Annotated in this window: 20 protein-coding genes and 1 pseudogene; 8 read left to right on the top strand and 13 right to left on the bottom strand. The window is 61.1% G+C overall.

The annotated features are described in order from the left end of the window. Positions 1-2 precede the first annotated feature (2 nt). Positions 3-767, top strand: a complete 765-nt coding sequence (locus BGI01S_RS05025; protein ID WP_052400416.1) for a DsbA family protein — start codon at positions 3-5, stop codon at positions 765-767. A gap of 280 nt (positions 768-1,047) precedes the next feature. After that, a pseudogene (locus BGI01S_RS05020) lies at positions 1,048-1,552 on the top strand (JAB domain-containing protein). Positions 1,553-1,644: 92 nt separating this feature from the next. Here the strand turns inward: BGI01S_RS05020 and BGI01S_RS05015 are convergent. Further along, positions 1,645-2,103, bottom strand: coding sequence for an H-NS histone family protein (locus tag BGI01S_RS05015; RefSeq protein WP_042322951.1), 459 nt, complete (start codon positions 2,101-2,103; stop codon positions 1,645-1,647). Between the two features lie 275 nt (positions 2,104-2,378). Between BGI01S_RS05015 and BGI01S_RS05010 the strand changes: the two genes are divergently transcribed. From BGI01S_RS05010 to BGI01S_RS04990, 5 genes are all read left to right on the top strand, one after another. Further along, a complete protein-coding gene (locus tag BGI01S_RS05010; RefSeq protein WP_042322949.1) occupies positions 2,379-2,825 on the top strand; it encodes a TIGR03757 family integrating conjugative element protein in 447 nt (148 codons plus the stop codon). Between the two features lie 41 nt (positions 2,826-2,866). Beyond that, on the top strand, positions 2,867-3,760 hold the full coding sequence (locus BGI01S_RS05005) for a TIGR03756 family integrating conjugative element protein (protein ID WP_042322946.1): 894 nt from the start codon (positions 2,867-2,869) through the stop codon (positions 3,758-3,760). Positions 3,761-3,859: 99 nt separating this feature from the next. After that, positions 3,860-5,221 carry an integrating conjugative element protein gene (locus BGI01S_RS05000; RefSeq protein WP_408638610.1) on the top strand — a complete coding sequence of 454 codons (1,362 nt, stop codon included), beginning with the start codon at positions 3,860-3,862 and terminating at the stop codon, positions 5,219-5,221. Beyond that, positions 5,218-5,571, top strand: a complete 354-nt coding sequence (locus tag BGI01S_RS04995) for a hypothetical protein (protein ID WP_042322941.1) — start codon at positions 5,218-5,220, stop codon at positions 5,569-5,571. The genes BGI01S_RS05000 and BGI01S_RS04995 overlap by 4 nt, the downstream gene beginning before the upstream one ends. A gap of 14 nt (positions 5,572-5,585) precedes the next feature. Beyond that, positions 5,586-7,091, top strand: coding sequence for a conjugal transfer protein TraG N-terminal domain-containing protein (locus BGI01S_RS04990; protein ID WP_042322939.1), 1,506 nt, complete (start codon positions 5,586-5,588; stop codon positions 7,089-7,091). A 7-nt stretch (positions 7,092-7,098) separates the two neighbouring features. Here the strand turns inward: BGI01S_RS04990 and BGI01S_RS04985 are convergent, their stop codons facing one another. The 5 genes from BGI01S_RS04985 to BGI01S_RS04965 all read right to left on the bottom strand — a co-directional run bounded on the left by BGI01S_RS04985 (position 7,099) and on the right by BGI01S_RS04965 (position 9,391). Further along, positions 7,099-7,467 carry a DUF3742 family protein gene (locus BGI01S_RS04985; protein WP_042322937.1) on the bottom strand — a complete coding sequence of 123 codons (369 nt, stop codon included), beginning with the start codon at positions 7,465-7,467 and terminating at the stop codon, positions 7,099-7,101. 27 nt (positions 7,468-7,494) lie between these two features. Beyond that, positions 7,495-7,887, bottom strand: a complete 393-nt coding sequence (locus BGI01S_RS04980) for a putative toxin-antitoxin system toxin component, PIN family (protein ID WP_232624346.1) — start codon at positions 7,885-7,887, stop codon at positions 7,495-7,497. A 10-nt stretch (positions 7,888-7,897) separates the two neighbouring features. After that, a complete protein-coding gene (locus BGI01S_RS04975) occupies positions 7,898-8,149 on the bottom strand; it encodes a type II toxin-antitoxin system Phd/YefM family antitoxin (protein WP_042322932.1) in 252 nt (83 codons plus the stop codon). A 110-nt stretch (positions 8,150-8,259) separates the two neighbouring features. After that, complete coding sequence (locus BGI01S_RS29365; RefSeq protein WP_232624345.1) at positions 8,260-8,409, bottom strand: hypothetical protein; 150 nt, start codon at positions 8,407-8,409, stop codon at positions 8,260-8,262. Positions 8,410-8,425: 16 nt separating this feature from the next. After that, positions 8,426-9,391, bottom strand: coding sequence for a hypothetical protein (locus BGI01S_RS04965; protein WP_042322930.1), 966 nt, complete (start codon positions 9,389-9,391; stop codon positions 8,426-8,428). Between the two features lie 231 nt (positions 9,392-9,622). Here BGI01S_RS04965 and mobH point away from each other — a divergent pair, with 231 nt between their 5' ends. Then, the gene (gene mobH / locus BGI01S_RS04960; protein WP_042322929.1) at positions 9,623-11,446 is read left to right on the top strand and encodes a MobH family relaxase; all 1,824 of its coding nucleotides are present in this window, start codon (positions 9,623-9,625) and stop codon (positions 11,444-11,446) included. Between the two features lie 898 nt (positions 11,447-12,344). Here the strand turns inward: mobH and BGI01S_RS04950 are convergent. From BGI01S_RS04950 to BGI01S_RS04925, 7 genes are all read right to left on the bottom strand, one after another. Continuing rightward, a complete protein-coding gene (locus BGI01S_RS04950) occupies positions 12,345-12,758 on the bottom strand; it encodes a hypothetical protein (RefSeq protein ID WP_232624344.1) in 414 nt (137 codons plus the stop codon). A gap of 339 nt (positions 12,759-13,097) precedes the next feature. Next, positions 13,098-13,970 carry a hypothetical protein gene (locus BGI01S_RS04945; RefSeq protein ID WP_042322924.1) on the bottom strand — a complete coding sequence of 291 codons (873 nt, stop codon included), beginning with the start codon at positions 13,968-13,970 and terminating at the stop codon, positions 13,098-13,100. Between the two features lie 39 nt (positions 13,971-14,009). Next, complete coding sequence (locus tag BGI01S_RS04940; RefSeq protein ID WP_042322922.1) at positions 14,010-15,749, bottom strand: ShlB/FhaC/HecB family hemolysin secretion/activation protein; 1,740 nt, start codon at positions 15,747-15,749, stop codon at positions 14,010-14,012. Between the two features lie 72 nt (positions 15,750-15,821). Further along, on the bottom strand, positions 15,822-16,145 hold the full coding sequence (locus BGI01S_RS04935; RefSeq protein ID WP_042322920.1) for a DUF6572 domain-containing protein: 324 nt from the start codon (positions 16,143-16,145) through the stop codon (positions 15,822-15,824). A 6-nt stretch (positions 16,146-16,151) separates the two neighbouring features. Beyond that, positions 16,152-16,454: a hypothetical protein gene (locus BGI01S_RS29350; RefSeq protein ID WP_084585271.1), complete on the bottom strand. Its 303-nt coding sequence runs from the start codon at positions 16,452-16,454 to the stop codon at positions 16,152-16,154. Between the two features lie 79 nt (positions 16,455-16,533). Next, positions 16,534-17,034, bottom strand: coding sequence for a hypothetical protein (locus tag BGI01S_RS04930; RefSeq protein ID WP_042322917.1), 501 nt, complete (start codon positions 17,032-17,034; stop codon positions 16,534-16,536). Next, entirely contained in the window at positions 17,031-26,051 is a 9,021-nt protein-coding gene (locus BGI01S_RS04925) for a hemagglutinin repeat-containing protein (protein WP_042322915.1), read from the bottom strand. The genes BGI01S_RS04930 and BGI01S_RS04925 overlap by 4 nt, the downstream gene beginning before the upstream one ends. Positions 26,052-26,148 lie beyond the last annotated feature (97 nt).

The following is a 26,148-nucleotide window of genomic DNA, read 5'->3' as shown; positions in this document are numbered from 1 at the left end:
AGATGGCATCGATCGAATCAATCCGGCACGTAATCCAGCGTGCATCGCGGCGCCTCGCATGGCCACTCGCCACCCTCGCGATCGTGCTCACGGCGCTGGCCGTGTACTCGCTCGGGTTGCCGCCTCGCGGTCACGTGCCCGGACACGCCGTCGCCCCAACACCCGCCGGGCCACCCTGGATTTACGGTCGGCCCGACGCACGGTTCACCGTTACGGAATATGCCGATCTGGAATGCCCGTACTGCCGGGCGTATTTCCCGGTGCTCAAACAGTGGATCGATGCGAACCCCGAAGTCAACTGGCGCTGGCACGACCTTCCCCTGCCGATGCACGATCCTGCGGCTACGCGCGAGGCTCGATTGACTGAATGCGCGGGCGAGACCGGTGGACAGGCGGCGTTCTGGTCTGCGGTGGCGTGGATCTATCAGCACACCCGGGGTGATGGTCAGGGCGTGCCGACAGGCATGACTTATCGCAGCTCTACCCCAGCGCTCCAACAGTGCATGAACAGCACACGTCCCGATACCGTTATCCATGCTGAGGTGGAGGAAGCCGAACATGACGGGATCGCGGTGACGCCGAGCTTGCACGTGCTCGATCATCGCTCCGGCAAGACGCTATTGCTGCACGGCCCAGCGCAGGGTGACCTCCTGCTCTCGGCCATCGACCAGCTCGTAGCCTCCGGTAAACCGGCAGACGCGAATGCGCCGTCGGATCCCGTCTCCGGTGCGCAGTCCGTCTCATCCACTGCCGGGCAGCGCCGCTAATGGCACCCGCTTCCATGGCACACCCACTGCGTCGATTTCCGCGTCGCTTTCCCACGCCGGCAGTATCGGCATCCCCAGGTAGCTCGCGGTCTTCGAGGCTACGGTGCAGTTCCGCTGCGCTGACCGTGGTTCGCCTCGCATCCTTATCGCGAACAGCCATTCGCTTACCGCGATGGCGGATGCCCACCCGTCCTGTGCGCCGACAGGCCTTTCTCACCACGTCCCACGGGGGCCTTGCCCCGTCGGGACAGGTGCCTCCAATTGTTTATTGGAGGTTTCTATGAACCGTGATCTTCTCTCAGTGGCTGACAGTCCATCGCCGATGTTTAATTTATCTAACCATCGGCAGGAGGACCGGGCCATTCAATACGCCATCCATGTACTCGAAGAACGCCTGTTCAGGCGCGAGACGTGCTTAACCAGCCTTGATGACGCGCGCAATTATCTGCGCATCAAACTGCGCTGGCGAGCCGCTGGAAGTGTTCGCGGTCGTGTTCCTTGATGCGCATCATCGGGTCATCGCATGGGAACCCCTGATTCATGGCACGATCGATGGCACATCGCTCCACCCAAGGGCCGTTCTTATGCGAGCCATCGAGCACAACTGCTACGCCGTGATTTTTGCGCATAATCACCCCTCGGGGGTTACCGACCCGAGCCAGGCTGACCGGAACATCACCGCTGTGCTCAAGGAAGTACTCGCGCTCGTCGATGTTCGGGTGCTGGATCACTTCATTGCCGGCAAAGGCGAACCTTTCTCGTTCGCCCTGGCTGGATTACTTTGATCCACGGCGCCCGTTTGCGGGCGCCTCATTTCGTGCTGAAAGTGCGGCGACCGTGTTTCAGTCCGTTCGACGCACCCTCGGGCAGTCCGCATTTACTTCACGGCTTTTCGTGCCACCCGCTTCGTCGCGACCTTCTTTGTGACCGTTTTTGCAACCTTCTTTGCCGGCGCCACCTTGCCAGTTGCCGGCCTGGCGACCGAGGCCCCATTAATCAGCAACGAGTCCGCAGTGATGCCCGGCTTGCTGGTGGCCGCAATAAACCACGCCGGCCTCTTGCCGAATCCGGTCCAGGTTTTCGCCGGGTCCGCTGGATTACGGTATTTCGGAATCCCCGCGCCAGGACGCTTGCCCCGCTTCCCCGATTTACCTGCTTTGCCCGCTTGACCCAGATACACATCGGCGAGTTGCAGACCTTCGGCATGAAGCAACACATCGATTTTCTGTCGGACGTCCTCGATAAGTTTCGCACGTGCCGATTCAATCTTCGACTCCGCCTGAGCAATCAGCGACTGCAATTCCTTGTGGGACAGCCCATCCAGTTTTACTGCCATATACACACCTCACTCTTATTAACGGGTGAATTGAAAACGGTCCAGCCCGCTTTATAGCAGAAGTCTGCCAGGTTAATTCGTGGCCATCCGCACCCAGCATGGTCGCCACACCATTTTTTTGTAAAAAACTTTCAGTTATCCATGCTTTTTCTCACGATGCCCGGGCCGTTTGCCGTCGCCCGGAACAACACGGTTGATAGCACATCCCGTTTTCTCATGGCCGAACTGGCCCACTTCAGGCCGACTATGCGTATCCCGATACGCCACGGCCAACTATGTCTACGGTCTCCATCACTCGCGTCCCTTCATTGTCGGCACTCCTCGGTATTGCAGTTGCAGTCGCACTCTGTACGCCGCCAGTCCATGCCGCATCGCCGGTCGACATCCGCGTCTATACCGACCATGAGCATCCCGTCACCGCAGACGCGGCAACCCGTGTGGTCGAACTCGATGCGCCGGCCCGCCTCGAAGCCGCCCTCAACGCCTCATTGCCATCTGACGCATCACAAGCCGCCGCGATCGTGCAGGAGCGCCTGATGCAGCGAAGTCCGGACTGGCAGCGGGAGATGGCCGCAGCCTACCAGGGTGTAACCGATGCGTGGAGCCTCGGCATCACCCACCTGCCCGCCGTGGTCGTCGATGCACGTTATGTCGTGTACGGCGACCCGGACGTTACCCACGCCGTCGCACGCATCGAAGCCTATCGGAGTACGCACCCGTGAACCCTGCCTCCCGCCGCCCGCGCCTGGCCCTCGCCTGCCTGATGCTTGGCGTCGCTACCTCGGCGATGGCGATTAATACCGCCGCCATCGTCGCATCCTCGCTCTCGCCTGACTGTCTTGCCTGGAAAGTGGTCGGGATCTGCTACTGGCTCGAATGCAGTTCATTCGGATGCAGCGTCGAGACCTCGGTCAAGGTCCGGCACTACATCCCCGATGCGGTCGTCTCCAGTTATGCGAACACGGGTGCCAATCCCTGGACAGAAGTGCGCGTCATGAGTGCGCCCAATCCCACGGCACAAGCCGGCGGCGACGGCACGACGAACCAGGGTCACGAAGACAATCTCGCGCGATTCAAGAACGCGGACGTGATCGGCCATCCCGCGGGCACGGTCTTCAGCCGCTTTGCCAGTCAGTCTGGCTATACCTGCGAAGGCGCCGCGGCGCCCTTCATGCCCTACCTGCTGAGCACACTGGACACGATCGCGTGGCGCTATACGATCCCCGAGTCGGTCTATCCGGAGTCGCTGATACCCGGCAGGCGGGAAATCGGCAGCCGTCTCACCGACAACCTCTGGGGCAACGTCTATCCTCGCGGCGGCTTCCTGCACCAGGTCCACGACTACGAGACGGGTGCCGTGGTCGCCCAGCGCGCCGGTGACATCGTCACGCGCCGTGGCCAGGTTCACGTCTATCAGCCGCTTCTCGCTGATCCGCATGACGGTTACTGGCCAGCCGGCGCACTGATGGAAAGCGACGCCACCACGGGCAAGTGGCAGGAACTGACACCCACGCTGTCGAAGACCTGTGCCGTTTTTCCGAACACCGATACGCAGGTACAGGCGACCCAGGGCGATTACGCCTGGGCGTTGTGGCGGCCGTATAGCTGCTGTGAGCGGCGCGGCCAGACATTTCTTGGCAGCGTGGATCACGAATAGGCGCGAATAAGCGGAGTCGACACGATGTATCCCGAATACTCTCATCTGTCCCGCCTGACGCGTCCTGGAATCAGCAAGCTGATCATCGCCGTCGGCATGATGGCTGTTTGCTGCACGCTCGGCGCGCAGACGCAGACGCAACTGAACAGCAACGGTATCCACGCGACCGGCAGCGTGATCGGCAACGATGTGCTCTACACCATTGGCGGGGGCAGCGCCGTTTCGATGAGCAGCGCGGGCAACATGCAAAGCCTCGGTGTTGGCATTGGCTGGAACGACAATCTGATCTGCGGCAACATGAGCCTGACCCAGACGCTGCAGAACCAGCTCAACGGGGTCACCAACGGCTTCCAGTCGATCATGTCGAGCGTGATCCAGAATGCCACCCAGGCAGTCGCCTCCCTGCCTGCCCTCATCATTCAGCGCGCCGACCCCGGACTGTACAACCTGCTGACCAACGGCATCCTTCAGGCGCGGCTCGATTTCGACCGCTCCAAGATGACCTGTCGTGCGATCGCGAACCACATGGCTGACCTCGCGGGTGGCCAACTCAGCTGGGATCAACTGGCGGAGGGCATGTCCCTCAAGCAGGCGGTTTCCAGCTCCAGTTCAACGGATGCCGTGGCGGCGATAAGCCAGAGCGAATCGAGCCACGGTAATAACGGCGTGCCCTGGGTCGGCGGCAGCAATGCGGGCGGGTCCGGGCAGAACCCGATCAAGGTCGTGAGCGACGTCACCAAAGCCGGCTACAACCTCCTGAACGGGCGCGGCGTCACCGATACCTCGTCGATCAACAGCAGCACCTGTGGCAACAGCCTGACGTGTCAGACCTGGACCTCGCCGCAAGCCGCCTCGGATTGGGCAACCCGTGTGCTGGGTGAGCGCGTCGCGCAGACCTGCGAGGACTGCACCAAGACCCAGACGACGCCGGGCGTTGGCCTGACGCCACTCATCCAGGAGGAGTACCAGACGAAGCTGCAGGCGCTCCAGGATCTCATCAGCGGCAGCAAGCCCACAACGCCCGCCAATCTTGAAGCCGCCGGCAGCGACGCGCTGCCGGTTACCCGTGGTGTGATCGAGGGACTGCGCGACGAACCGGATCAGGCTGTGCTGGGTCAGCGACTCGCATCCGAAGTCGCGCTTTCGAGCGTGCTGGAGAAGGCGCTGTTGCTCCAGCGCACACTGCTCGCGGGCAAGAACGAACCGAACGTGGCGGCCAATCAACTGGCTCAGCAGGCTGTCGATCAGGAAAACGGCACACTGGAACAGGAGATCAACAATCTCAAAACCGAACTCGAATTGCGGCGCGAACTGGCCGGCAATTCGCCGATGACGATCGTCGAACGCAGTACCGCGCGTAGCGCCGGCTCACGCGGTATCTATCAGGGTGATACGACACGTGACCGGCTCGATGCAATCCAGAAGCCCACGGGCACCACGCCCTCGGGCAACACGCCATGACGCGCCGCGCATGGTTTCACCTGGCGTGGCTGTCTAACCGGCGGCTCGCGCGCGCACTGCTCGGCGTCGGCGTGGTGGTAAGCGCCGCGATCGCTATCAACGCCGTCGGTATCCGCATCGTCGGCGACACCCAGAGCTGGGGCCAGTGGCTACAGTCACACGCGGGCTATTTCCTCGTGTGGCGCATCGGCCTGTACGCCGGCACGGCTTATGGCTGGTGCTGGATGCGTCGCCGCCTGCGGCAACGGGAGCCGTCCGCCGAAGCCCACCGCCGCCTGCTGCGCGTTGAACTGGCCGCAGTACTGGCGCTCGTACTGCTCGAAGCGAGTGTGCTGCTGAGGCAGAACTGATCGGGAGACACGCAATGACGCTCTACACCACGGACTATCTTGAGTATTACCTGACCCTCCTCGGATGGATCGTCAGTAACGGCATCTGGAACGTGCTCGTGGCGAGCGGCGTATTCGCGCTGCCGTTCTTCGCAATCGTGCTGCAGGAATGGCTGCGGGCCCGCGCGGAAGGCGCCGACGAAGGCAACAAGGGCGTGCTGTCATCGATGCGCATCGAGAACCGTGTCTTCGTGGCGATCGTCGTGATCATGTTTGCCGGGATGCCATTTATCCCGGTGAGTCTCTCGACGATCCAGTTTGACGAGAGCCGCTCCACTCAGTGCCAGATCAACGAACCGGCGCCCGCGAACACGGGCTGGGCCACCTCCTTCACGACCCTGAATAACCAGAGCGCCCTTGTTCCGGTCTGGTGGTTCTTCATGCATGCGCTGTCGAAGGCCATTACCGGCGCCGCGGTCGCGGCCATTCCGTGCGGTACCGACTTGCGGCAGATCCGCATGGACATCGACAGCACGCGCATCGCCGACCCGGTGCTGGCCCAGGAAGTGGCCGACTTCACGCACGACTGCTATGGGCCATCGCGCGCAAAACTCTTCATGAACCGGCCGACGCTCACCGAGGATCAGACCAACGACGTGAACTGGATCGGCTCCAGCTATTTCCTCAATACTACCGGCTACTACAACACGTATCACTCGAGCACACCGCGCACAGCCTGGCCCTACGACGCGACACGCGACGCGGGGCTCGCCCAGGTCCCGAGCGGTGGCGGCTATCCGACCTGTAACCAGTGGTGGTCGGACGGTAGTAACGGACTGCGTACGCGGCTGATCGCGCAGGTCGATCCAGATCTGTTGAGCCGCATTGGCAAATGGGCCGGATTTCTCACGCAGACGCAGGTCGATGACTCCGTCATCCGCGCGGTCGTATCGCCCGAACAGCAGGTCATGAATCAGGGGCAGGTTTATACCGACTACGGCGGCCAGGTCGACCGGACCTTCTTCAATGACACGAACCGTATGGCCTCCGATCTCGGCCTCACGGCCGGATCATTGGGTTTCTTTCCGGCGATGGATGTCGTACGCCAGGCCTTGCCGATGGTGCTTTCGTTCCTGAAATCGGCTCTCGTAATCTGTATCCCGCTCGTCCTGCTCTTCGGCAGCTACGACCTCAAGGCGGTCGTGATCGTGAGCTGCGTGGAATTCGCACTGTTCCTTGTCGATTTCTGGTTCCAGCTTGCGCGCTGGATCGACAGCACGGTCCTCGACGCGTTGTACGGCAGCGGCGCGCCGCACCAGACCTTCAATCCGATGATGGGCCTGAACAATACGTTCGGGGACATGCTGCTCAATTTCGTGATGGCGGCAATGTTTATTGTGCTGCCAGCGTTTTGGGTTACAGCCTTGGGATGGGTCGGTATTCGTGCAGGCACGATAGTCCAAGGCCTCTCGACTGGCACGAAGGATGCGCAAGCAGCTGGAGGTAAAGGAGCAGGAGTGGCAATGAAGGCGATCAAATGATCACGCTCTAGTCCTGCTCGTCCTCTGGATCGTGGGGATCAATACGATATCCGTTCGACGCATATAGGCCGTAGCCGGTGGGTCCGTGCCGCCATTCGGGTTCGGGATCTTTGCTCCAGTCGTTATTGCGTGCAATCCACGCCGCCGCGATAGCGAAGGCAAGAAGTATTGCCAGCCAAAACGCCCCATAGAGAAGGACACCGAGCAGTGCCAGCTTCACGATCCAGAGAATCACCCAAGCAGCAGTCTTTGGCACTCCGATACGAATCAGGCTATCAACGGCATGCTGCTCTCGCACCACGAACCAACGCCAGGCATGGCCAAGCCAATGGCCTACTCGATACGCGATACCCGAATGATGTCTGTCCGCTGCCATGATCCGACTCCTACGGTCACCGTATGCCTAGATCCTCGCCAGAAACGTCGCCGGGTTCACGATATCGACACCGTGAAACGGATGCAGTACCAGTAAATCCGCGTCGCCCGTCACAATCACCTCCGCCTCGCCGTTCAGTGCCACATGCAGGAATTTATCGTCTTTTGGGTCACGGCATGCGGCAATACGGTGCGTCACCGGAACAATCCGCACCACGCCCCCCAGCAATCGGAGGAAATGTTGCCGATCCTGGATCGACACATACCTGTCGAACTTGGGACGCGCCAATACCCCACTCAGTTCCGCCAGCGTTTCTTCTGACATCAGCGGAATGCCCCACATCAGCGCATGATCCACGGCCCTGGCGGCATTCCCTCCGGGAACCAGCAATCGGCTGATCAACGTATTGGTGTCCAGCACCAGCTTCCGGTCACTCGTCACTGGCGAGCAGCTCCGCCAGTTTGTCCTCGGTCAGGCCCGCTTTGGCTGCTGACGCGCCGACCTGATCGCAGAACCGCTGGAACTCGGCACGATTCAGATGTACCAGACGCTCGTACTCCTGCACCGACATCACGACGGCCACATCACGCTTCTGGCGCTGGATCATCACCGGCTCCCGCGCCGCGCTCTCGATAACGCTGGCCAGGGTTTGCTTGGCTTCGCTGGCTGTTACGGTACGCATATCGACCTCACTTCAGTACATTTTGTACAAATTGTATCATTTTTACCAACGATTGCCAGTGCCTGTACCAGGCTGATGTATCGAACGAGAAACGCTGCGTTAGCCGCCATTTACCAGAAATCCGCGGGGCTAACGATCACATAGCTATCGGCCAACACCAGCAGATCTTTGTCGCCGGTGATCAGGTATGCCACCTGCGTAGCCAACAACGTCGCCAGCACAGGCTGATCGGCTGGATCGTGCAGGCTCATATCCTGCATAAATCTAGTCCTGAATTTAATCGGCGTGATCGATTGCATATTGGAGCAGTTCGGTCACCTGGCTGCGTCGTTCGCCGGTGCCCGCAACCTGGAAGGCCATCAGATAGAAACTGCCCGTCAGGACGACCGGCATCCACAGTAACGGATTGCTATTGCTTTCCAGCAGCTTCTGAACGGCCACCGACACACCCACCAACGCGGGGAACAAGCCGAGCTTGCGAATATCACCGACGAGTAATGCCGCCCGACTTTCGGAAATACCAACGCGATAGCGATACTGCAGCAAGCCATATTCGAGCAAGGGCTTTGAATAACGGCACAGCTTCATCACATAGTGAGCATCGCCATGTAAATCCTTCTGCAACAGGGGAAAGATCGACTCGATTTTTTGCTTTCTCCGCCGCCAAAGGGCGTGAACCGGACTCGCCGAAATAACTACCAGGTAGAACACACTTACGACACTGAAGGAACCGGAAACATAGGAGAGCGCATGAAGGATCACATCACTGGATGGCAACCACCACCGTCGGATGACCACCAGCACCACGAGCAGGATTACGAAAAAAACGTACACCCTTAATGTCCAGCGTTCAACACCGCGTGCTTGAGGCCCGAGGCGCAGGCCCACCTCCGTCGAAGGGCGGGCCTGGGTCATTTCCTCCAGCAACTTGAAGAGTGCGTCAATCGAATTGGGTTTCAGCATAGATAGCAACTTCCAGTGTGCGAGTTTCGAGGTTGTACGGTATGACGAAGCAATCGTATGCCAGTAGTAGAAGGCGGTGGTGCCGACCGCAAATATCGCCATGTATATGCCGTCCCAATGGGAGATCTTGTATGGAGCGGCTCCCGATTGAGATCGCGCAGGGGCAGTGCCGATGAGCATCGAAGGTTGCCTCTGGGTTATGAGGACTCTCAGATACAGTGAACGACGTTTCACCCCAATCGACACGCGCTGAGCCCAGTCGGTCAGCAACAGCTTCATCGAACCGGCAAGGACTCTAGCCACATCGTCGCTCCCGCTAGAAACATCGCGCCGCCGTCCTATCAAACGGGTGAGCCCCGGCCTTCCATTAATGCGCGTCGCCAGCACGCCGCAGCGCTATACCTCAAAGGGCCAAAGGGTCTGGAAGGGTCAAGGGAACGGAGTCAAGGGGAAAGGCCCTACCTGAAAAGGCCAAAAGGCCATGCCCCCGCCCCCATGTCAGGAGTCACGATGTTCACGCTGTTCCAGCGCAAAAAGGCGCCACCCAAACCCGCCGTTGCCGACACACCGCCCGCCGATGTGCCCAAAGGGCTGATGCGCCCCGAGTCCGCAGCCTCACTGCTCGCCACACCGCGCCGGCAGCGACTGCTGGAACACATCTGGCAGCGAACCGCCCTCTCCCGCGCGCAGTTTGCCACGCTCTATCGCGCACCGCTGGAACGCTACGCCGAACTGGTCCAGCAATTCCCCGCCTCGGAAAGCCACCATCACGCCTATCCCGGCGGCATGCTGGACCACGGGCTGGAAATCGTCGCCTATGCGCTCAAGCTGCGGCAGTCTCACCTGATGCCCGTCAGCGCGTCGCCCGAAACGCAGGCTGCCCAGGCCGAGGCCTGGACGGCGGGCACCGCGTATGCCGCACTGCTGCACGACATGGGCAAGATTGCCGTCGATCTGTACGTCGAGCATGCCGACGGCACCCCCTGGCACCCCTGGCACGGCCCGCTGCGGCAGCCTTACCGGTTCCGTTATCGCCCGGATCGCGAGTACCGCCTTCACAGCGCTGCGACCGGCCTCCTGTACACACGGCTGCTGGATCGCGACATCATGGATTGGCTCAGCGGCTATCCCGACCTCTGGTCCGCCCTGCTCTATGTCCTCGCCGGGCAGTACGAACACGCCGGGCGGCTCGGCGAACTGGTGATCCAGGCCGACCAGGCCTCTGCCGCCCAGGCGCTCGGTGGTGATCCAGCCAAAGCACTCGCAGTGCCCAGACATGCGCTCCAGCGCAAGCTGCTCGATGGCTTGCGCTACCTGCTCAAGGAAGCGTTCAAGCTGAACCAGCCCCAGGCATCGGATGGATGGCTGACGCAGGATGCGCTTTGGCTCGTGAGCAAAACCGTCTCCGACAAGCTGCGTGCGCATCTGCTGTCGCAGGGCATCGACGGTATTCCGTCGAGCAACACCGCGGTGTTCAACGTGCTGCAGGATCACGGCATTGCGCTTCCGACGTCAGACGGCAAGGCGATCTGGAAAGCCACGGTGATCAGCGCCGGCGGCTGGTCGCATAGCTTCACATTCCTGAAGCTCTCGCCGGCGCTGATCTGGGAAGCCGACGAGCGTCCTGCGCCCTTTGCGGGCGAGGTTCGCGTCGAGACGGATGACGCCTCTTCCAGCGATCCTCTGCCTCAAGGCACGGCGGCTGTACCCCTGTCGCCCATGACCACCAGCACCGCCACGACACCGATGGCGTCTGCCATCGCCGCGCCTGCCGAGGCGCTCGCCGGCTTGCTCGACTTGCTGGACAGCGCGGCCGGCGCTTCAGCTTCAACGTCATCCTCAACCGCTCGCTCCCCTACAGCGCAGGATGCGATCTCCGAGGATGACGGAAAAGAGACACCGGCCCCGTCGCCCAGCGAATCGCCGCCATCGACGATAACGTCGACTGAACCATCGGGCGAACATTTCATGGCGTGGCTGCGCCAGGGTATCGACAGCCACAAGCTCGTCATCAATGACGCCAGGGCGCTGATCCACACCGTCGCCAATACGGCCTACCTGGTGAGTCCGGGCGTGTTTCAGCGTTACGCCCAGGAGCATCCCCCCGTTGCCCGATTGGCGAAGGAGGCTCAGGTTCCCGACTGGCAATGGGTACAAAAGCGCTTCGAGCAACTTCACCTGCATCGAAAGCACACGAGCGGCCTGAATATCTGGACCTGCGAAGTCACCGGTCCGCGCAAATCCCGGCGACTGCACGGGTATCTGCTGGCCAGCCCAACGTCCCTCTATGCCGAGACGCCCCCGAACAATCCCTATCTGAACCTCCTCGATTGACGATCCGCATCAATCTGTAGTCCTGCTTATTGATTGTCCCATCCGGAAACCGATTCCACTCGCCCAAGCGTGATGGATGGACGTCAATTGGCGAAGAGCACGCGAACGCGCGGCTGACGATGTTCACGAAAATACGCATGTCGCAAGCAATCGGAGTCCCTTACCGCAAATTTGCCCGCCCGGATGTTCCCGGCACGGGCGAGCCACACGTGGCCGCGATGGCATTCCCACATGAGCTTCTGGCGCTTGTGCGGATATGCCTCCGGCAGGCACCGGCCGCCGTTGCGTGCCGCACTCCGCGGAAGATCGTCCATTGTCAGCCTGGGCTTGCGTTCCAGGCATGTCGGACACCAGTGGCCCAGCCAGATCCGGCTCGCCACGGCTTCCCATTCGTCTCCCTGCGCACAGCGGAACGTGTACTTCTTCGGCGCACCCGTATTCCGTCGCCAGACATTCTCCGCCATGTTGCCGTGCGGCTTCCTGCAGTCGCTGCAGGCCGTCCATCCTGAAATTACGTTGCACGCTGGCTTCGGCGGCACACCGCAGGCGCCAGTTCCCTTCGCTGATCTTGAGGCCCTGGGCTTCCCATTCGTGCCCGGCCGCGCAGCGCAGTCGATAGCGCCAGCAGGCCGCTGAACGAACCAGTGACGCGTTCGCCGCCGCGCGCGCCAACTGTCCCCAACCATCGCCCGCGGATCGCCTCCGCTTCGCAGCCGGCACACACCGGCGTGTCCGGCACGATACAGGATCGGTGTTACAAGTCGCTCGGACCGGTGCCCGCGCGCGCGAACAGATAGCGTGCATGATAGCCAGCCCACGCGTCGGACAGACACTGCCAGCCAGAATGTCTAGGCGTGCTGCTTCAGTTTCCTGAGCGACGGATGGCAAACGGATGCTGTCATGATCGAGCCGCCAGTTGACTCCCCGGCAACGGCGATGTTGCAGCCGAATGTACAAACCGGCACAGCCGGTCCCACGATTCGATGTAGCAATATTTCGGCACGCGGCCAAGCACTTCGTCATAACGCAATGCCACCTGCCCGACAGGAAGCAACTGCTCCGCCGACACCTGCCAGCCGTGCCCCTGTCCGGCAGCGGAAATGCTGCTGTCCAGCACAGTCTCCGCTTCGCAAAAAAGCGCGAGGTCTGCTTCCGGGCATTCAGTTCCGAGCATGAAGTACGTCATATAGAGCATCCGCAGCAAACTCACAATCGTCTCTGCCGTGCCCTGGCCGGAGCGAATGGCGGCCAGAGCGAGATGGTTTTCCAGAGAGAGATCGCGCACGACGCTGCCCGGCAGCGGCAACAACATCTCCTTCGTGCGTGGTGTTCGTGTAGCGCTTTTTCGTGTCATGGTATTGAGAAGAACGCAATAGTGGCAAAGCCACTTATCAGGTTCTTCCGAACTGTGCGGTGAACTGGAAGCCTAGCGTCACGCTCGGCGCAGGAAAGCCGGACGGTGCATAGATGGACTTACCCGCGAATACGTCGTAGCTGTACGCATCGAGGCGCGTCGGACCGAACCCTTCGGGTCAATGGCCGCGCCTGCGAGCGGTGTACCTGCGGCCCACTTGGCAGACGGGCCCGCAGATTGCGCTGTGTCGCGCCGTCTTTCAATTCGTTGCGTCTCAGTCGGTTGTCGTACGCATCGTTATTTACACGACAACACTACGACGCCGCCGATGGTCTGCGGCAACGTTGCCGAGTAGCCGAGCGCCACCAGTGGCTGCGTCGCGTCATGCCCCACGACAACCGACTGGATCGACAGATGTCCGGTGGTCGAGGTGCCGTTCAACGGCGCCTGTGTATTTGTCAGCGTGTAGTTGGTATTGGCCAGGTTGATCGACATGCTCAGGTTATTGAGCGTACGCGTCCCGAGATCGAGCGTCGCCGACGTCGTGCCTAGCGTACCCGCAGCAGTGCCGTCATTGCTGGCTACGGTATCCGCAATGACCTGCGTACAGGCCAGCGTTCCGCTTGTTGCGGTCAGTGACAGGGGCGTACCGACGGCGTAGTGAACGCCTTGTACGTTGTTATAGGTATTGCCGTCCGTATCCATGGCCGCATTCCAGCGACCGATCGCCACGTCGCTACCGACACCCTGAATATCCGAAACCGCGCCATGCTCAAGTCCAAGACAGTCAGTCGCAGCGCCCGATGACGCCAGCGTCGTGAATGCGCCACTCGCCTGCTGTACCTGACTCGAAGCCGGTGCGGCAGAGGCAGTGAAATTCCGGTTCTTCTGATAGGCGGCTGGCAAAGTGGGCACAACCACGACCGCCAGCGTGCCATTGCTGGGCGCCACCTGGGAAGCTGATCCGGAGTAGGTAAAGCTGCCGTTTGGGCTGCACGCTACCTGCGCCGATGACTGTGGCGGATTGGCCGAAGGCGATTCGGTCGTGGGGGTTGGCGGCGTAGACGATGTCGCGGCGGACGGACTGTCATCGCTGCTGCCACACGCGGAAAGCGAAGCTGCGACCAGCACAACGGCGAGAAAGTTGAGACTGCGGAAAGGCTTTTGCATAGCATGGCTCCAGATATTCCGATTCATCGGATTGACTAATCAAAACTGCCCAGACACTTGAAACCCAATCGTCACGCTCGGTGCGGGAAAACCGGAGGGCGCATAGATCGGCGTACCAGCGAATACGTCATAGCTGAACGTACCGAGACGCGAGGGCACCGAACCCTTCAGGCCGATGGCCGCGCCAGCGAGCTGGGTGCCTGCGAGATTCGCAGCAGACGGACCCCACAGGTGGCCGTAGTCGAGGCCCGCATAGAGAACCTGTCCTGTCTGCCCGAGCGGATACTGGAGCTCGTTGCGCCAGTAGAAGCCCTTTTCAGCCGCGAGCATCGTCTCGCCGCTGAAACCGCGCACCGTGTAGCGGCTGCCGATGGTCAGATCGTCGATATAGTTCAGTTCGTCGTTGGTGAACTGCCCGTGTACCGTACCGACATACCGAAGCGGCTGACCGGCCACCTTGAAAGGCACCGAGAGGTTCGCGTCGAGCGTCGCCATCTTGAAGCGGTAGGTCGGGCCGCCCGGCGTATCGGGCTGCGCGCCCAGGCCGCCGACACCCTGCCGGTAAGCGAGCGTGCCGTCGAACTGCGCCGCGCCGAAGTAATGCCGGTTGGTCAGTCCCGCCTCGATGAACGTGTTGTCGCGGTACTGCTGAGGTATTTCGGTATCCTCGATAAAGCTCGCGCCGAAGCGCTTGATAAGCTGGAACTCGACGCCCGTTACATCGTTCTGGCTGCGGTGGACAACCCGCTCAAGTTTGAAGCCCGCCGTTTGCGCGTTGCCGCTCGCCACGAAAATCTGGCTAGCCTGTGCAACCTGCTGGTAATACGTATTCGTATAGCCGTAGAGCGTACCGGTCCAATAACCCCACGGCACCGTATACGAAGCGTTCCAGCCGTGCGTACCGAGGTCGTGATTGCCGAACTGGAGATCCTGATTGAAGCCACCCGAGAGGACGTCATTCAGGCCCAGGAGGTTGTACAGGCCAAGCGAAACGTTACCGATGTAGCGCCCCGTCTCGTTGGTCCCCGAGTTGTCTGCTGAGACGACGAGCGACCATGGTTTTGTACGCTTGACGGTCACGACGACGTCGCTCTCGCCGGGCGACGTACCGGGCGCAATCTGCATGGTCGCGTCCTGGTTCGGTACGCGCTTCATCTGTTCGAGACCCTGCTCAAGGTCGCGCAACTGGAGAACGTCGCCGTCGCGCGCAGGGAACGCGGTTCTGAGGGCGCCGCGCGTATTCGCGTCTGCGAACTTGAGATTGCGGATAACGCCCGGTATGAGGGCGAACTTGAGCGTCCCTTTCGACAAGTCCTGTGCAGGCAACAGGACGCGCGTCGTAATGTAGCCACGACTCAGGATGACACCTTGCAGGCCCTTGGTCAGCATATCGAGGCCCTGTTTGCCGACGCATTGCCCCTGGTAATGACGCAGCCAGTCATGCAGGAATGCGAACGGGTCCATCGGGAGCGCGGACGCGCCTGTGACGCGAACGGCCTCGGGCAGCGTATCGGGTACCTCGACAGCGAACGAGTCGATACGGAAACACGGCGTCTCGACGGGCAGGATCGGCCATTCTCCCGCCACAGGCGCAGCCGAGCGCACAACCGGCGCGGCAACCGTCGCCGCGCGTTGCTGCGCGTCGCGTTGCTGCTGGATTTGCTGGTTCTGTTCGGCGTTCGTGCGCGCGGCGGCTGCAACATCGGGCGGGGTCTGCGCGTAGGCGAATGTGGTGAGGGCGACGAACGGGAGCGCCGCGCGTTTCTTTTTATTTTCCATTACTAACTTATGTAACGCGGTATCAACTGGCTACGTCTAACAAGTCCGGTCGAACCGGGCTTTACCATCAGACTAGGCGACTTGATAGGTTAGGTCGAACCCGGCGTCTTGAATTATCTCGCGGGCTTTTTCGATGAAACGCAGGGCTTCGGACGAGGGCTGATATTTCATCGCGATTTCGATTGCACACTTACATCCCTTTGAGTTCGGGTAATGTTGCCCCAACTCACCTCCCTCCAGAAAACGTAAATAACTATTGATTTTTTCCTGCAGGAGAAGCAAGTGCTCCCCTACCGGGTCGATCCATTCGAGGTGATCGCAAATGACTAACCGCGCAATACCCTTGTCGGGATCAACGCCGATGATATCGACCACGTTTACGTCGAGAATTGACATGAACCTTCACGACCTCCGCATTTCTGCGCGCCTCCACGGCATATCCTTTTTCTCGAGCCACGCGTGCCACCCTACTGGCAGATCAGCCAGTTGCAAGACAGATGAGTCAATTTGAGCAATATTTCTCAGGCTGACCAATACCGCATCGCCCTCCGCAACCTCGGCATCTGCGGTATGAAATTGCCATGCGCCATCATCAAGGTCGTGCGATACGTAGGCGATCCAGTCTGCCCCCTCTACGATCTTTCGATTAGCGATAGCTACAACGTTGGGTGGATCGCTGAACGGCCAAGTTTGATGATTGCGCATAGCTACTGAGTCGGTGTTGCGATTAGCGAGAGGCGCACAATGAGCCCGGCCTGAACCGGGCTTTATATCCTCAACACTGCTATTGAAGCCAGAACGGCTTGCCCTCCAGGGCATCGTATTCAGCGAGTGGCTTATTCTTGTCGCGCATAAAACCTGGCGTATCAGAGATAACCACCCGCACCGGCTGATAAATACTGAACGACTCAAAGAACGACTCTGCTGAGTTGCATGCCTTTTCGAAGCGTTCGAAGTACCTTTCAAATACATCGGCCAGCGTCGCTTGATCCGAACTAAGCCAACTTTTCTGTAGATCACCTAACATATTAGGATTCCACTCAATAGCAGATTTGGCTGGCTTGAGCGCAAAAATCTCCTGTACTTGCATCATCAGACCCAATGCGGGTCGAAGTTCCTCACGTCGAAGATAGCGACGGTATAGGCGGTCCGTCAGTAGACTCCAGTCTGTTTCCGGGTGATCGTGCTCAGCGTATGCCTTCACGCATTCGAAGAACAACACGACATCCTGTGCGGGGCCAAGTTCATAAATCGAATGACCACCGTCGAATCCGATCGTTCTCATTGCTTAAACCTTATAGATGTTGGGCTGATGATCCCATTGGACTTCTGCACAATCCCTTGGATAATCGCCGTCTTTTGCACATCACTTACCGTTTGGCCACGTATGTCGATCACAACCTGTTGCTGCATCCCGTCAGGCAAGTTATCCGCCCGCTGGATCGCTTGGTTCGCGACGTTGTTAATTAGGCCACTCGAATTCGTAGCGATATTGTAATTCTTAACTTCCGTGCTGAACGTCCCGTCATTAGACACTAGATCAGGACGCACGCTACCGGCTGTTCCATAGGGTACTTGATCTTGACCCTTATAGCTGACCTGGGGTGTCGAAACTCCGCTTTGATCCGCCGTTTCGTCCAGTTCCGACTGACGGGGCGTGGGACGATTGCCACTGTCAGACAAGAGAGCGTTGGCGGGCAGGGAATTAGCCGCGCCCTGCGTCGCCTGTCCCGCCCCATTTACCAATACACCTTGCGCACTCGTTGTCGGCGGCTCACCACCGCCCATGCCCAAAATCGCACCCAGGCCGTTGCGAATGCCCTGCAGAACCAGGTCCACAGGCGACTGTGAAAACGGGTTGCTGCTCTTGCTTGCTCCCGTCAACTGCGCCTCGTCGTCCATCGACTGGTTATACAGTTGCACAGCCGAGCCGGTAGCCGCGCCAGCCGTCCCGCCAACGAGGGCACCGCCAAGCCCCGCCGCTATGTTGCCTGCGATATTGCCGATCACCTGCGAGCCAGTACCTAGCGTTACACCGTTCTCAATGTCCGCTATACCCTTGGCAGCCTTCGAGGCAATGGCCGCGCCTGCGGCACCACCAACCGCCGTGAAGATACTACCGCCCCCAAGTCCACCAATCAGCGCGCCGCCCGCTGCCTGCAATATTGCGCGGTTGTTTCCGCCTTCGTCCCACGCATCCGCCGTAGCCTTATCCGTGGCTGTAGCGCGCTCATGGTCCGCGTACATGCCGATGCCCTGTGCCACTACCTGGCCTGCCGCCTGGGCAGCCTGTATCGTGTCGGCCTGCTGCGACAGCAGGTTGTTCACGTCGGGCGTTGCCGACACCGTACCGTTGGTGTTCGTGGTATCGCGGCTCAGGCCCGCGACATCCTGAGTCTGCGCGCCTTGGTTCGTAATGTTGATCGAACCCGCGCTGACCGCGCTGCGCGTGGTCGAACTCTGGTCGCCGCTGGCGTTCTGCGACATCATCGGCGCCACGCTGCCCGAATTACTCACCGAGCCTGGGCCGACTGCCTTGCCGGTGCTACCCACGCCGACACCCGCGCTGATGCCGTTGCTCGTCGCGTCGTAGTGCGACTGGTTCTGGATGTCGCTGTAGGTCAGCGTGCCGGTGGTGAGGCTGTTCTTCGACGCATCCGCGGTGCTGGAAATCACCGCACCCGTCAGGTTCGTATTGCCCTTGACGTTGACATCGAAGCCGCCGTTACCAGCATTGATGCCCGCCTGCTCGTTGACCTGCGCATAGTTGCTGTCGGCGTGGCCGTTCTGTGCACTAAAGCTCGCGCTGCCGCCGCCCTGGCTGATGCTGAAGCCACCGCCCACGCTGCTCTGATGTGCAGTACTAACCGTCGTATCCTGCACGCTCTGGATATTCAGGTTGCCGCCGACGCTCGCCGCCACCTGGCCGCCGTTGACCTGCGAGCCGATGATATTGGTGTCGCCGCCCGAAACCACGGTAACACTGTTCGTGCCGTTGACGTGCGAGGCATTCTGAATCGCCGCATTGCTGTTCGCGTCGCCATGCGCATTCGACATCGACGCCGAGACGCCAAAGCCCTGCGTGCCATACGACACCCCTACACTCGCGCTGCTCGAACTGTTCGAGCTTTGCGTGACATCGGTATTGGTCGTGTTGACAATATTGACCTGGTTTTTCGCTGCAAGCACGACATCGTTCGCGCTCACATTCGAACCCGCGATGGTCAGGTTGCCACTGCCAGCCGTACCGTCGCCGGTCGCCACGAAGGTGGCGGTGCCGCCCGCCTGAACGTTCGAGCCGTGCTGGGTGGTCTGGTCTTCGGATGACTGGCTCTGACTCTTGCTCGAACCGATGCTGACCTGCACGCCGATACTCGGCGCGTTCGGCCCTGTGGCGCCGCCCATCACACCCGCCGCTCCCATACCGGCCATTGCGGCATCGCCAGCCGCCGCAATCCCATGCAACGCTTCGGCGCGCCCGTTGCTGTTGCCGCTCGCGAGCGCCTGCCCCTGCGCATAGGCGTTGTTGATCGCATCCCCGACGCTGCCCGAAAGGCCGATGGTCAGACCGCTGCTGCTAGTCTGCTGGGTGTGGCTCGTGTGGCTGGTATCGGTCGCGGAATCAATGATGACGTTCGCCGCCGTACCGGTGATGTTCTGCGCGGCCACGAGGTCACTATCCGTGACGTGCAGGGTGTTGCCCGCCTGGATCGACAGGTTGCCGTTCAGCGAACCGACCACGCTCCCGTTGTTCGTGACGCTCGATTCCTGATCGGTCGTGGCGAGCTTGTTGGTGCCGACCGTCACCGTCAAGCCACTTGTTCCGAGGCCCGTGCGCGTCTCCTGGTAAGTGCTCGACGACTGCTGGGTATTTTGCGTCGTCGTGATGTTCACGTCGTGCGTCGCGCTCAGGGCAACATCGTTCGTGCCGACAATCGTGCTACCTGCGACGTTGATATCCTTGCCGCTTGAGATCGACACGCCGTCCGCCGAAATCATGCTGCCCTGCGAAAGCGTCGTCGTCGTAGCGCTCGAACTCGATACTTCCTTGCCGCTTACCACGTTGCTATGGCTATGCTGTTCCTGCGAATTGTCGACATAGGTCGCGGTGGCTGCACCGATATTGACGTTGTTCGCTGCCGCGAGCGTCGCCGTCCCCTGGTCGAGGTTGATCGTACTGCCGGTGACGTTGATATCGTTGCCCGATGCGACGGTCAGTGAATTGCCTGAATTGAGCGTCGTGCCCGTCAACGTATCGGCGGAGGTGTGCAACGATTCCGAATAGCTGCCATGACTGTCGCTACCCGAACTGTTGCTGTCGACGGTCGAGGTCGCCTTCGCCGCCTGAAGCGTGACGTCGCCCTTCGCTACGACCGTCCCGCCGCCGCCGAGATCGATATTCGCGCCCGTCGCGCTCAGGTTGCCGCCGACGCCGATCTGCGAGACGCCGCCCACCTTCACAGAACTGCCAGTTGTCTGGTTGACGTCGGTATTCGACACGCCGTTCGCGCCCGCGACCACCTTGTGCTCGCCGGTCTGCACCGAGCCGAGATCGTAGTTGCCACCCACGGCCATGCCGAGGTTGCCGCCCACGTTCAGGTTGCCTGCGTTCTGCTCGAAGTTGCCGCCCGTCACGATGGCCGCGTTACCCGTCACGTTCAGGTTCGCAATGGGGCCGAGCGTCGTCGTGGTCCGTGTCGCGCCCGTCGCGCTCACCTGGTTGACGGTATTCGCCGCCGTATTGAGGATCAGGTCGCCGCCCGCATTCAGCGCGAGACTGCCGGCGTTCACGGTGGCCGAGGTCAGGTCGACATTGCCCGTCGTCGCGAGCGACATGAGGCCGCCGCTTTGCAGCGTACCGAACGCGTTGTTGATCTGCTGACCCTGAATCGAGAGCGTATTGCTTGCCTGCACCGTCCCGCTGTTATTGAAGGTCTGCGCGTTCTGCAGATCGATGTCGGTCGCCGCGATCAGCGGGCCGTTCATGTTCTGCTGGCTCGCCTTCGCGAGATAGACCACCGGCACCAGCACGGATTGCCCGTCAACGACCTCCGTCTGCATGATGACGACGTTGGTCGTGAGCGCCGCGACCTGGTCGGGCGAGAGCGCCATGCCAAGCGGCAGGTTAAGCGACTCGGCGAGCGACGCACCCGCGGCCATGAGCGCTTCGTACATCGACTGGACGTCGGTGTAGGGGCCGAGTACGGCCTTGCCGGTCAGCGAGGTAATCTCGTTCTGTACGAGCTGCTGCTCGTACAGGCCGTCGCCGAGGCGCTTCTCGACGCTCTGCGGATTCAGCCCGAGCTGCTGGAGATAGTAGTTGCTTGAGATGAACGACTTCTGGCTCGTAAAGGCCGGGTTCGTCTCGATCAGGTACGGCGCGTTCGGCGCGGTATCCCGGTGGAACAGGCCACCCTGGGGAATCGTCAGGTTGCTCAGAACATTGACCGCCGTCGCGCTCGCGATGACGGGATTAACGAGCCCCGGGCCACTGTTGACCGAAGTGGCTCCGCCCTTCGACCCGCCCGCGCTGCCGCTGACCCCGCCGACGGTCACGCCGCCCAGCGACTGGCCGGGAACAAGACCGAGCGAAGGAACGCCCGCATTACCCGCCGTATTGTCGATATTGACGCCGGTACCGGACAGCGTGCCGCCCGCGACGAAGGTCGACTCGTAGCTGGGCAACGCATAGGTGCGGATGTCAGCCGGCGCGACCTGGTAGCCGCCCGGATTGGAGGTCACGAAGGTGGCATTGCCGAACGGCAGTTGCCAGTTGTATTCGGTGTTGTCGTAGTTGTCGTAGTGATACTGGCCGGAATAGGTCACCTGCACGCCGGGCGCAAGCTGCCCGCGCCAGCTATTCTGGTCGAGCAACACGGGTGCGGCGATGTTGCCAGCCGCAGCAACGGCGCTCCAGTAGTTCTGGAACGTGCCGACGTTCGACGCATCGAGGTTGCCTCCGGCGATGATCTGCGCCTGTGGACTGATGCCCGTAATCAGGTTCGCGAGTGCCACGCCCGTATAGGTCGTGTACTGGTATGTGCTGTTCCACTGGCCGCCGTGCGGCGGCTCGATCGGCATGCCGCCTGGCTGGGCCTGCACCGCAGCGATGGCGGCGGGATCGTAGTCAGAGGCATTCGGATTGAACTGGAGGCCCATGACCTTCGGATTGCCCGGGCCGCATGCCGCCATGTTAGCGGCCGCGCAGCCAGACAAGCTGATGCCGAACTGCTGGATGTACGGTGAACTCGCATCGAGCGGTTCCACGTAGGCCCCGTCAGTTGTCATCACGCGCCGCGTGTTCGTGACCTGGTTCGCGTACAACCCCATGTCGCCCGAGGACTGGATCAGCGCCGACTGGTTGCGGATCAGATTCGCGTTCGTATAGTTGCCGCTCGCATCCTTGCCGCCTGCCAGCACGACCTTGCCGAGACCATAAATCGCGGTCGTCGCCTGCGTATCGGTCATGGTCGTATCGTCGCGGTTCTCGATATCGGGTGCGAGGATTTCGAGCAGGCCGTTACTGTCGGTCGCGCCGATCAGCGCAGTCGGGCCGACGTTCGTGACGGATTGCGTCGCATTGAGCGAGACGCTACCACCAACGATCGCCCCCGTATTCTCCAGCGTGTTCGAGTGCGTCGTCAGCGTACCGCCCGCCATGATCGCGCCACTGTTGGCAATATCGCTCGCGTTAATGTCGAGATTGTCGGTCGCCTCAAGCGCGCCGCCATTCGCGAACGTGCCGGGGAGCGTAAAGGAAAGGTCGTGACCGGCGTTGAACGCGAAACCGGCGGTCGGCGCAAAGTCGCCCTGAATGTTGATCGCGACGTCGTTCGCTGCGCTATAGGCGCCGCCGCCCGTCAGTGTCGCCGCGTCGACGGTCAGGTTATGGGTTGCGCCGATCTGGCCGTTCGTGTTCGTGATCGCGCCGGTCGTCGTGATCGCAACGTCACCGGTCGGACCGGTGAAACTGCCAATCACGCCGCTGCTGTTGTCGATGGTATTCGCCTGGACGTCGACGCTTGCGCCGCTGACCTGGCCGCCCTGCGTGTTCGAGAGCGCGGCGGTATCGACCGCGACGTTGCCGTTGCCCGTCACGACGCCGCCGCTGTTGATGATCTGGCTACCACCCTGGACGGTTGTATTGCCTGTCCCGAGGTTGCTGACGAGGCCGTTCGTGTTGTCGATGGAGGCGGCCTGAACGCCGAGCGTACTCGTATCGCCCGCTGCGCCCGTACCGGACTGGACCTGGCCGTTCGTGTTCGTGAGCGAGCCGCCGCCCGCAAGCGAAAGCGACCCGAGCGAGCGTACCGCCCCCTGCGTATTGTTGATATTGCCCGCGACGTTCGCCGCGATATTGCCCTGCGCGGCCAATACGCCGGTCGCATTGTTCAGACTCCCGGCCTGCGCCGCAATCTGGCCGGCCGTGATGATCTTTCCGCCAACGTTCGAGATAGAGCCAGCACCGTTACCCGGTGCAATCGTCAGCGTGCCTGTTCCGGCATGCGTAATCGTGCCGCCGTCGTTATCGAGCGTGGCAGGGGCAAGCGTCAGGTCCGTGCTGTTCGTCTGGAGGGTGCCGCCGTTCGAGTTGTCGAGCGTATTGCTGACGTTGACGCTCATCGGCGACGCGCCATACTGCGTGATCGTCCCGCCGTGATTGAGGAGGTCCGTCGCGCCGAGCGCGAGCTGGTTCGCCTCGATATCGCCGCCGCTGTTGTCGAGCGTGGAGCCGATCGAGAGCGCGAGATCCGGTGCGACGATCGAGCCGCCGCTATTGGTCATCGATCCGCTCTGGATTGTCTCATTCGAAGCCGCGCCGACCTCGCCGCCGTTATTGTTCAACGATCCGATCGCGAGGCTCAGATCGGCATTCGAGAGCAGTTTGCCGTTCGTATTGTTCAGCGCGCCGCCGACGGTTGCGGTCACGCCCGTCTGGCCGAGAACGAGGCCCGCCGCATTGTTGAACGAGCTGCCCTCGGCGACGACCTTGCCGTTGCTCTGGATGGTCCCGTTCGCGTTCGAGATCGATCCTGCGCCGTTGCCCGCATCGAGCGTCAGCGTCCCGGTGCCTGCGTGAACAATGGTCCCGCCGTCGTTGTCGAGCGTAGCGGGTGTGAGGCTAAGGTCTGCACTGTTTGTCTGGATCGTGCCGCCCGCCGAATTGTCGAGGGTGGACGACACCGCGACGGTCATCGGGCCGCTGCCCGTTTGCGTAATCGTGCCCGCGTGATTAACAAGGTTTGTCGCGTTGAGCGAGACCTGCGCGGCCTGCGTCGTGCCCGAACTGTTGTCGAGCGTCGTCGCGCTCTCGCTGACCGTCTGGCCTGCCGTAATCGAGCCGCCGCTATTGATCAGTTTCGAACCGGCATTCACCGTCGTATTGCCCGACGCGCCGAGCGAGCCGCCGCTGTTGTCGACCGATTGTCCGGTCACCTGAAGGTTCGTCTGCGCAGACACGACGCCGTGGTTGGCGACGGTCCCGCCTTGCAGCGTCACCGTGCCATTGCCGCCGATGACGCCGCCCTGTGCGCCGGTTGCGGTCGTACCCGCCGCGTTCGTCAACGCGCCTGTCGTCGTGACCGAGAGGCCGTCGCCGTTCAGTGACGTAATGCGGCCTGCGGTATTGTCGAGCGATGTTCCCGACACCGACAAACCGGCACCGCTTTGCATGGTCCCCTGATTGTTCGCGATGGCGCCGCCGCTGACCTGCATCGCGCCCTGCGAGACCATCGAACCGCCCTGGTTCGCGATCTGACCGGATGCCTGCGCGACGAGCGTGCCTTGCGACGAAATATCACCGTTCTGGTTCGACAGGTTGCCTGCGTTGAGCGCGACGCTACCGCCCGCCAGTGAGCCGTTGTCATTGTCGAGCGTACCCGCTGCATTCGCCACGACCGAGCCGCCAGCGCTCGTCGTCGCGCCCGCGAGGTTCAGGTCGCCCGCGTTCGCCGTGAGCGAGACGTTACCGTTCGCCGCGGTCTCGCTCCCCGCGAGATTGACGCCGCTACCCGAGAGCGACGCATTGCCGCCTGCCACGTTCTCGCCGGTCGCAGTGAGCTGCCCGCTCGTCGAAACATTGAGGTCGCCCGAGTTGCCGAGCGAGCCGTCGTTATTGACGCCCGCGCCGAGGATACCGGTCGACGCAAGGGACCCGGCATTAATGGCGGTGTTCTGTTGTGCCGCAAGGGTCCCGCTATTGGTCACCGCGCCCGTCGAGCCGATGGTAGTATTCTGCTGCGCGTAGACGGTCCCGGAATTCTGAACGCTTGCCGCGTTGACGCCGACGTTGCCCGTCGCGGTCATCGTGCCCGACTGGACAAGTTGCCCCGCAGTCGTCAGCGTCAGATCGCCAGCCTGCGCGGCAATCGTGCCGGCATTTGCCACACCGACGCCGTATTCGTTGCTCGTCAAAACTATGCGGTTCGCATACATTCCGCCAAGCTGCGAGACGTCGATAGAGACGGCGGGGGGCGCTCCGCTACCTGCGACCGGTGTCGGCGTCAGGCTCGCATAGTCGATATTGTTCGAACCGGTTGTGACGTTCAGGGCATTCGCATAGATCGCCGCGTTGACCTGTACGGCACGCGCCAGAAGGTCAACCTCATCGATATTTGAGGCATTGAGGCCCCCGCCCTGGACAGTAATCGAGCCACTCGTTACGTTAAAGCCGGTCAGGTTTCCGCTACCGTCGATCAGCGGATTGCCAGTCGTTAAAATCCCTTTCGACGTATTGATAAAGCCGCCGCCGTCGACGACCAGGCCGGAAGAATTTGCTATGACGACAGCGGCGGTCTTCGCGCCCGCAACTTCCACATACCCTCTCAATAACGAGGGGTTGTTGCTGTTGACCTGATTAACGATAATCTTCGCGGCGTCGTTCGCTCCGTAGTTCGGGTTGCCGGATATCATGCCCCCGAGTTGCGTATTCACATTGACGGGCGAATTGTTCAGAATCGCGCCGCTTTTGCTTACGTCAAATTGTGAATATGTGTTAAGCGATACACCAGCACCCGAGGGCTTGTTCACGTTAACCTGGGGCAAGCCATTTGCCGTACTGATAGCGCTCGGCGCGTGCGCGCCCGATGGTACGATCTGCGCATCGGAAATCACCGGCGCAAGGCCAAACAGCGCGAGCGCGGCAAAGGCCGCATGGCGCATCGCAAACAATGAAATGCGTCGTGCCGGGCGGTGACCGCCGGCCTCACCCGAATCTGCCTTGCCCGTTCCGGTCGCGGTTTCTGCAACAGCTACCAGCATGCCCCAGCGTCGGCTGTATACCAGCCTGAAAATCTTGTTCATTTCTTGAATGCACAACTTATTGAATTCGTAACTAAATGTAACTCCGTCGCAACAGATCGTTGGTCAACAATTGTCAGATTCGAGGCGAATTCACCAC

The organism is Paraburkholderia ginsengisoli NBRC 100965 (genome assembly GCF_000739735.1).
GTDB classification, from domain to species: Bacteria; Pseudomonadota; Gammaproteobacteria; order Burkholderiales; family Burkholderiaceae; genus Paraburkholderia; species Paraburkholderia ginsengisoli.
The sequence above is the reverse complement of the archived record's forward strand: the minus strand, read 5'-3'. Positions and strand labels throughout refer to the sequence as shown.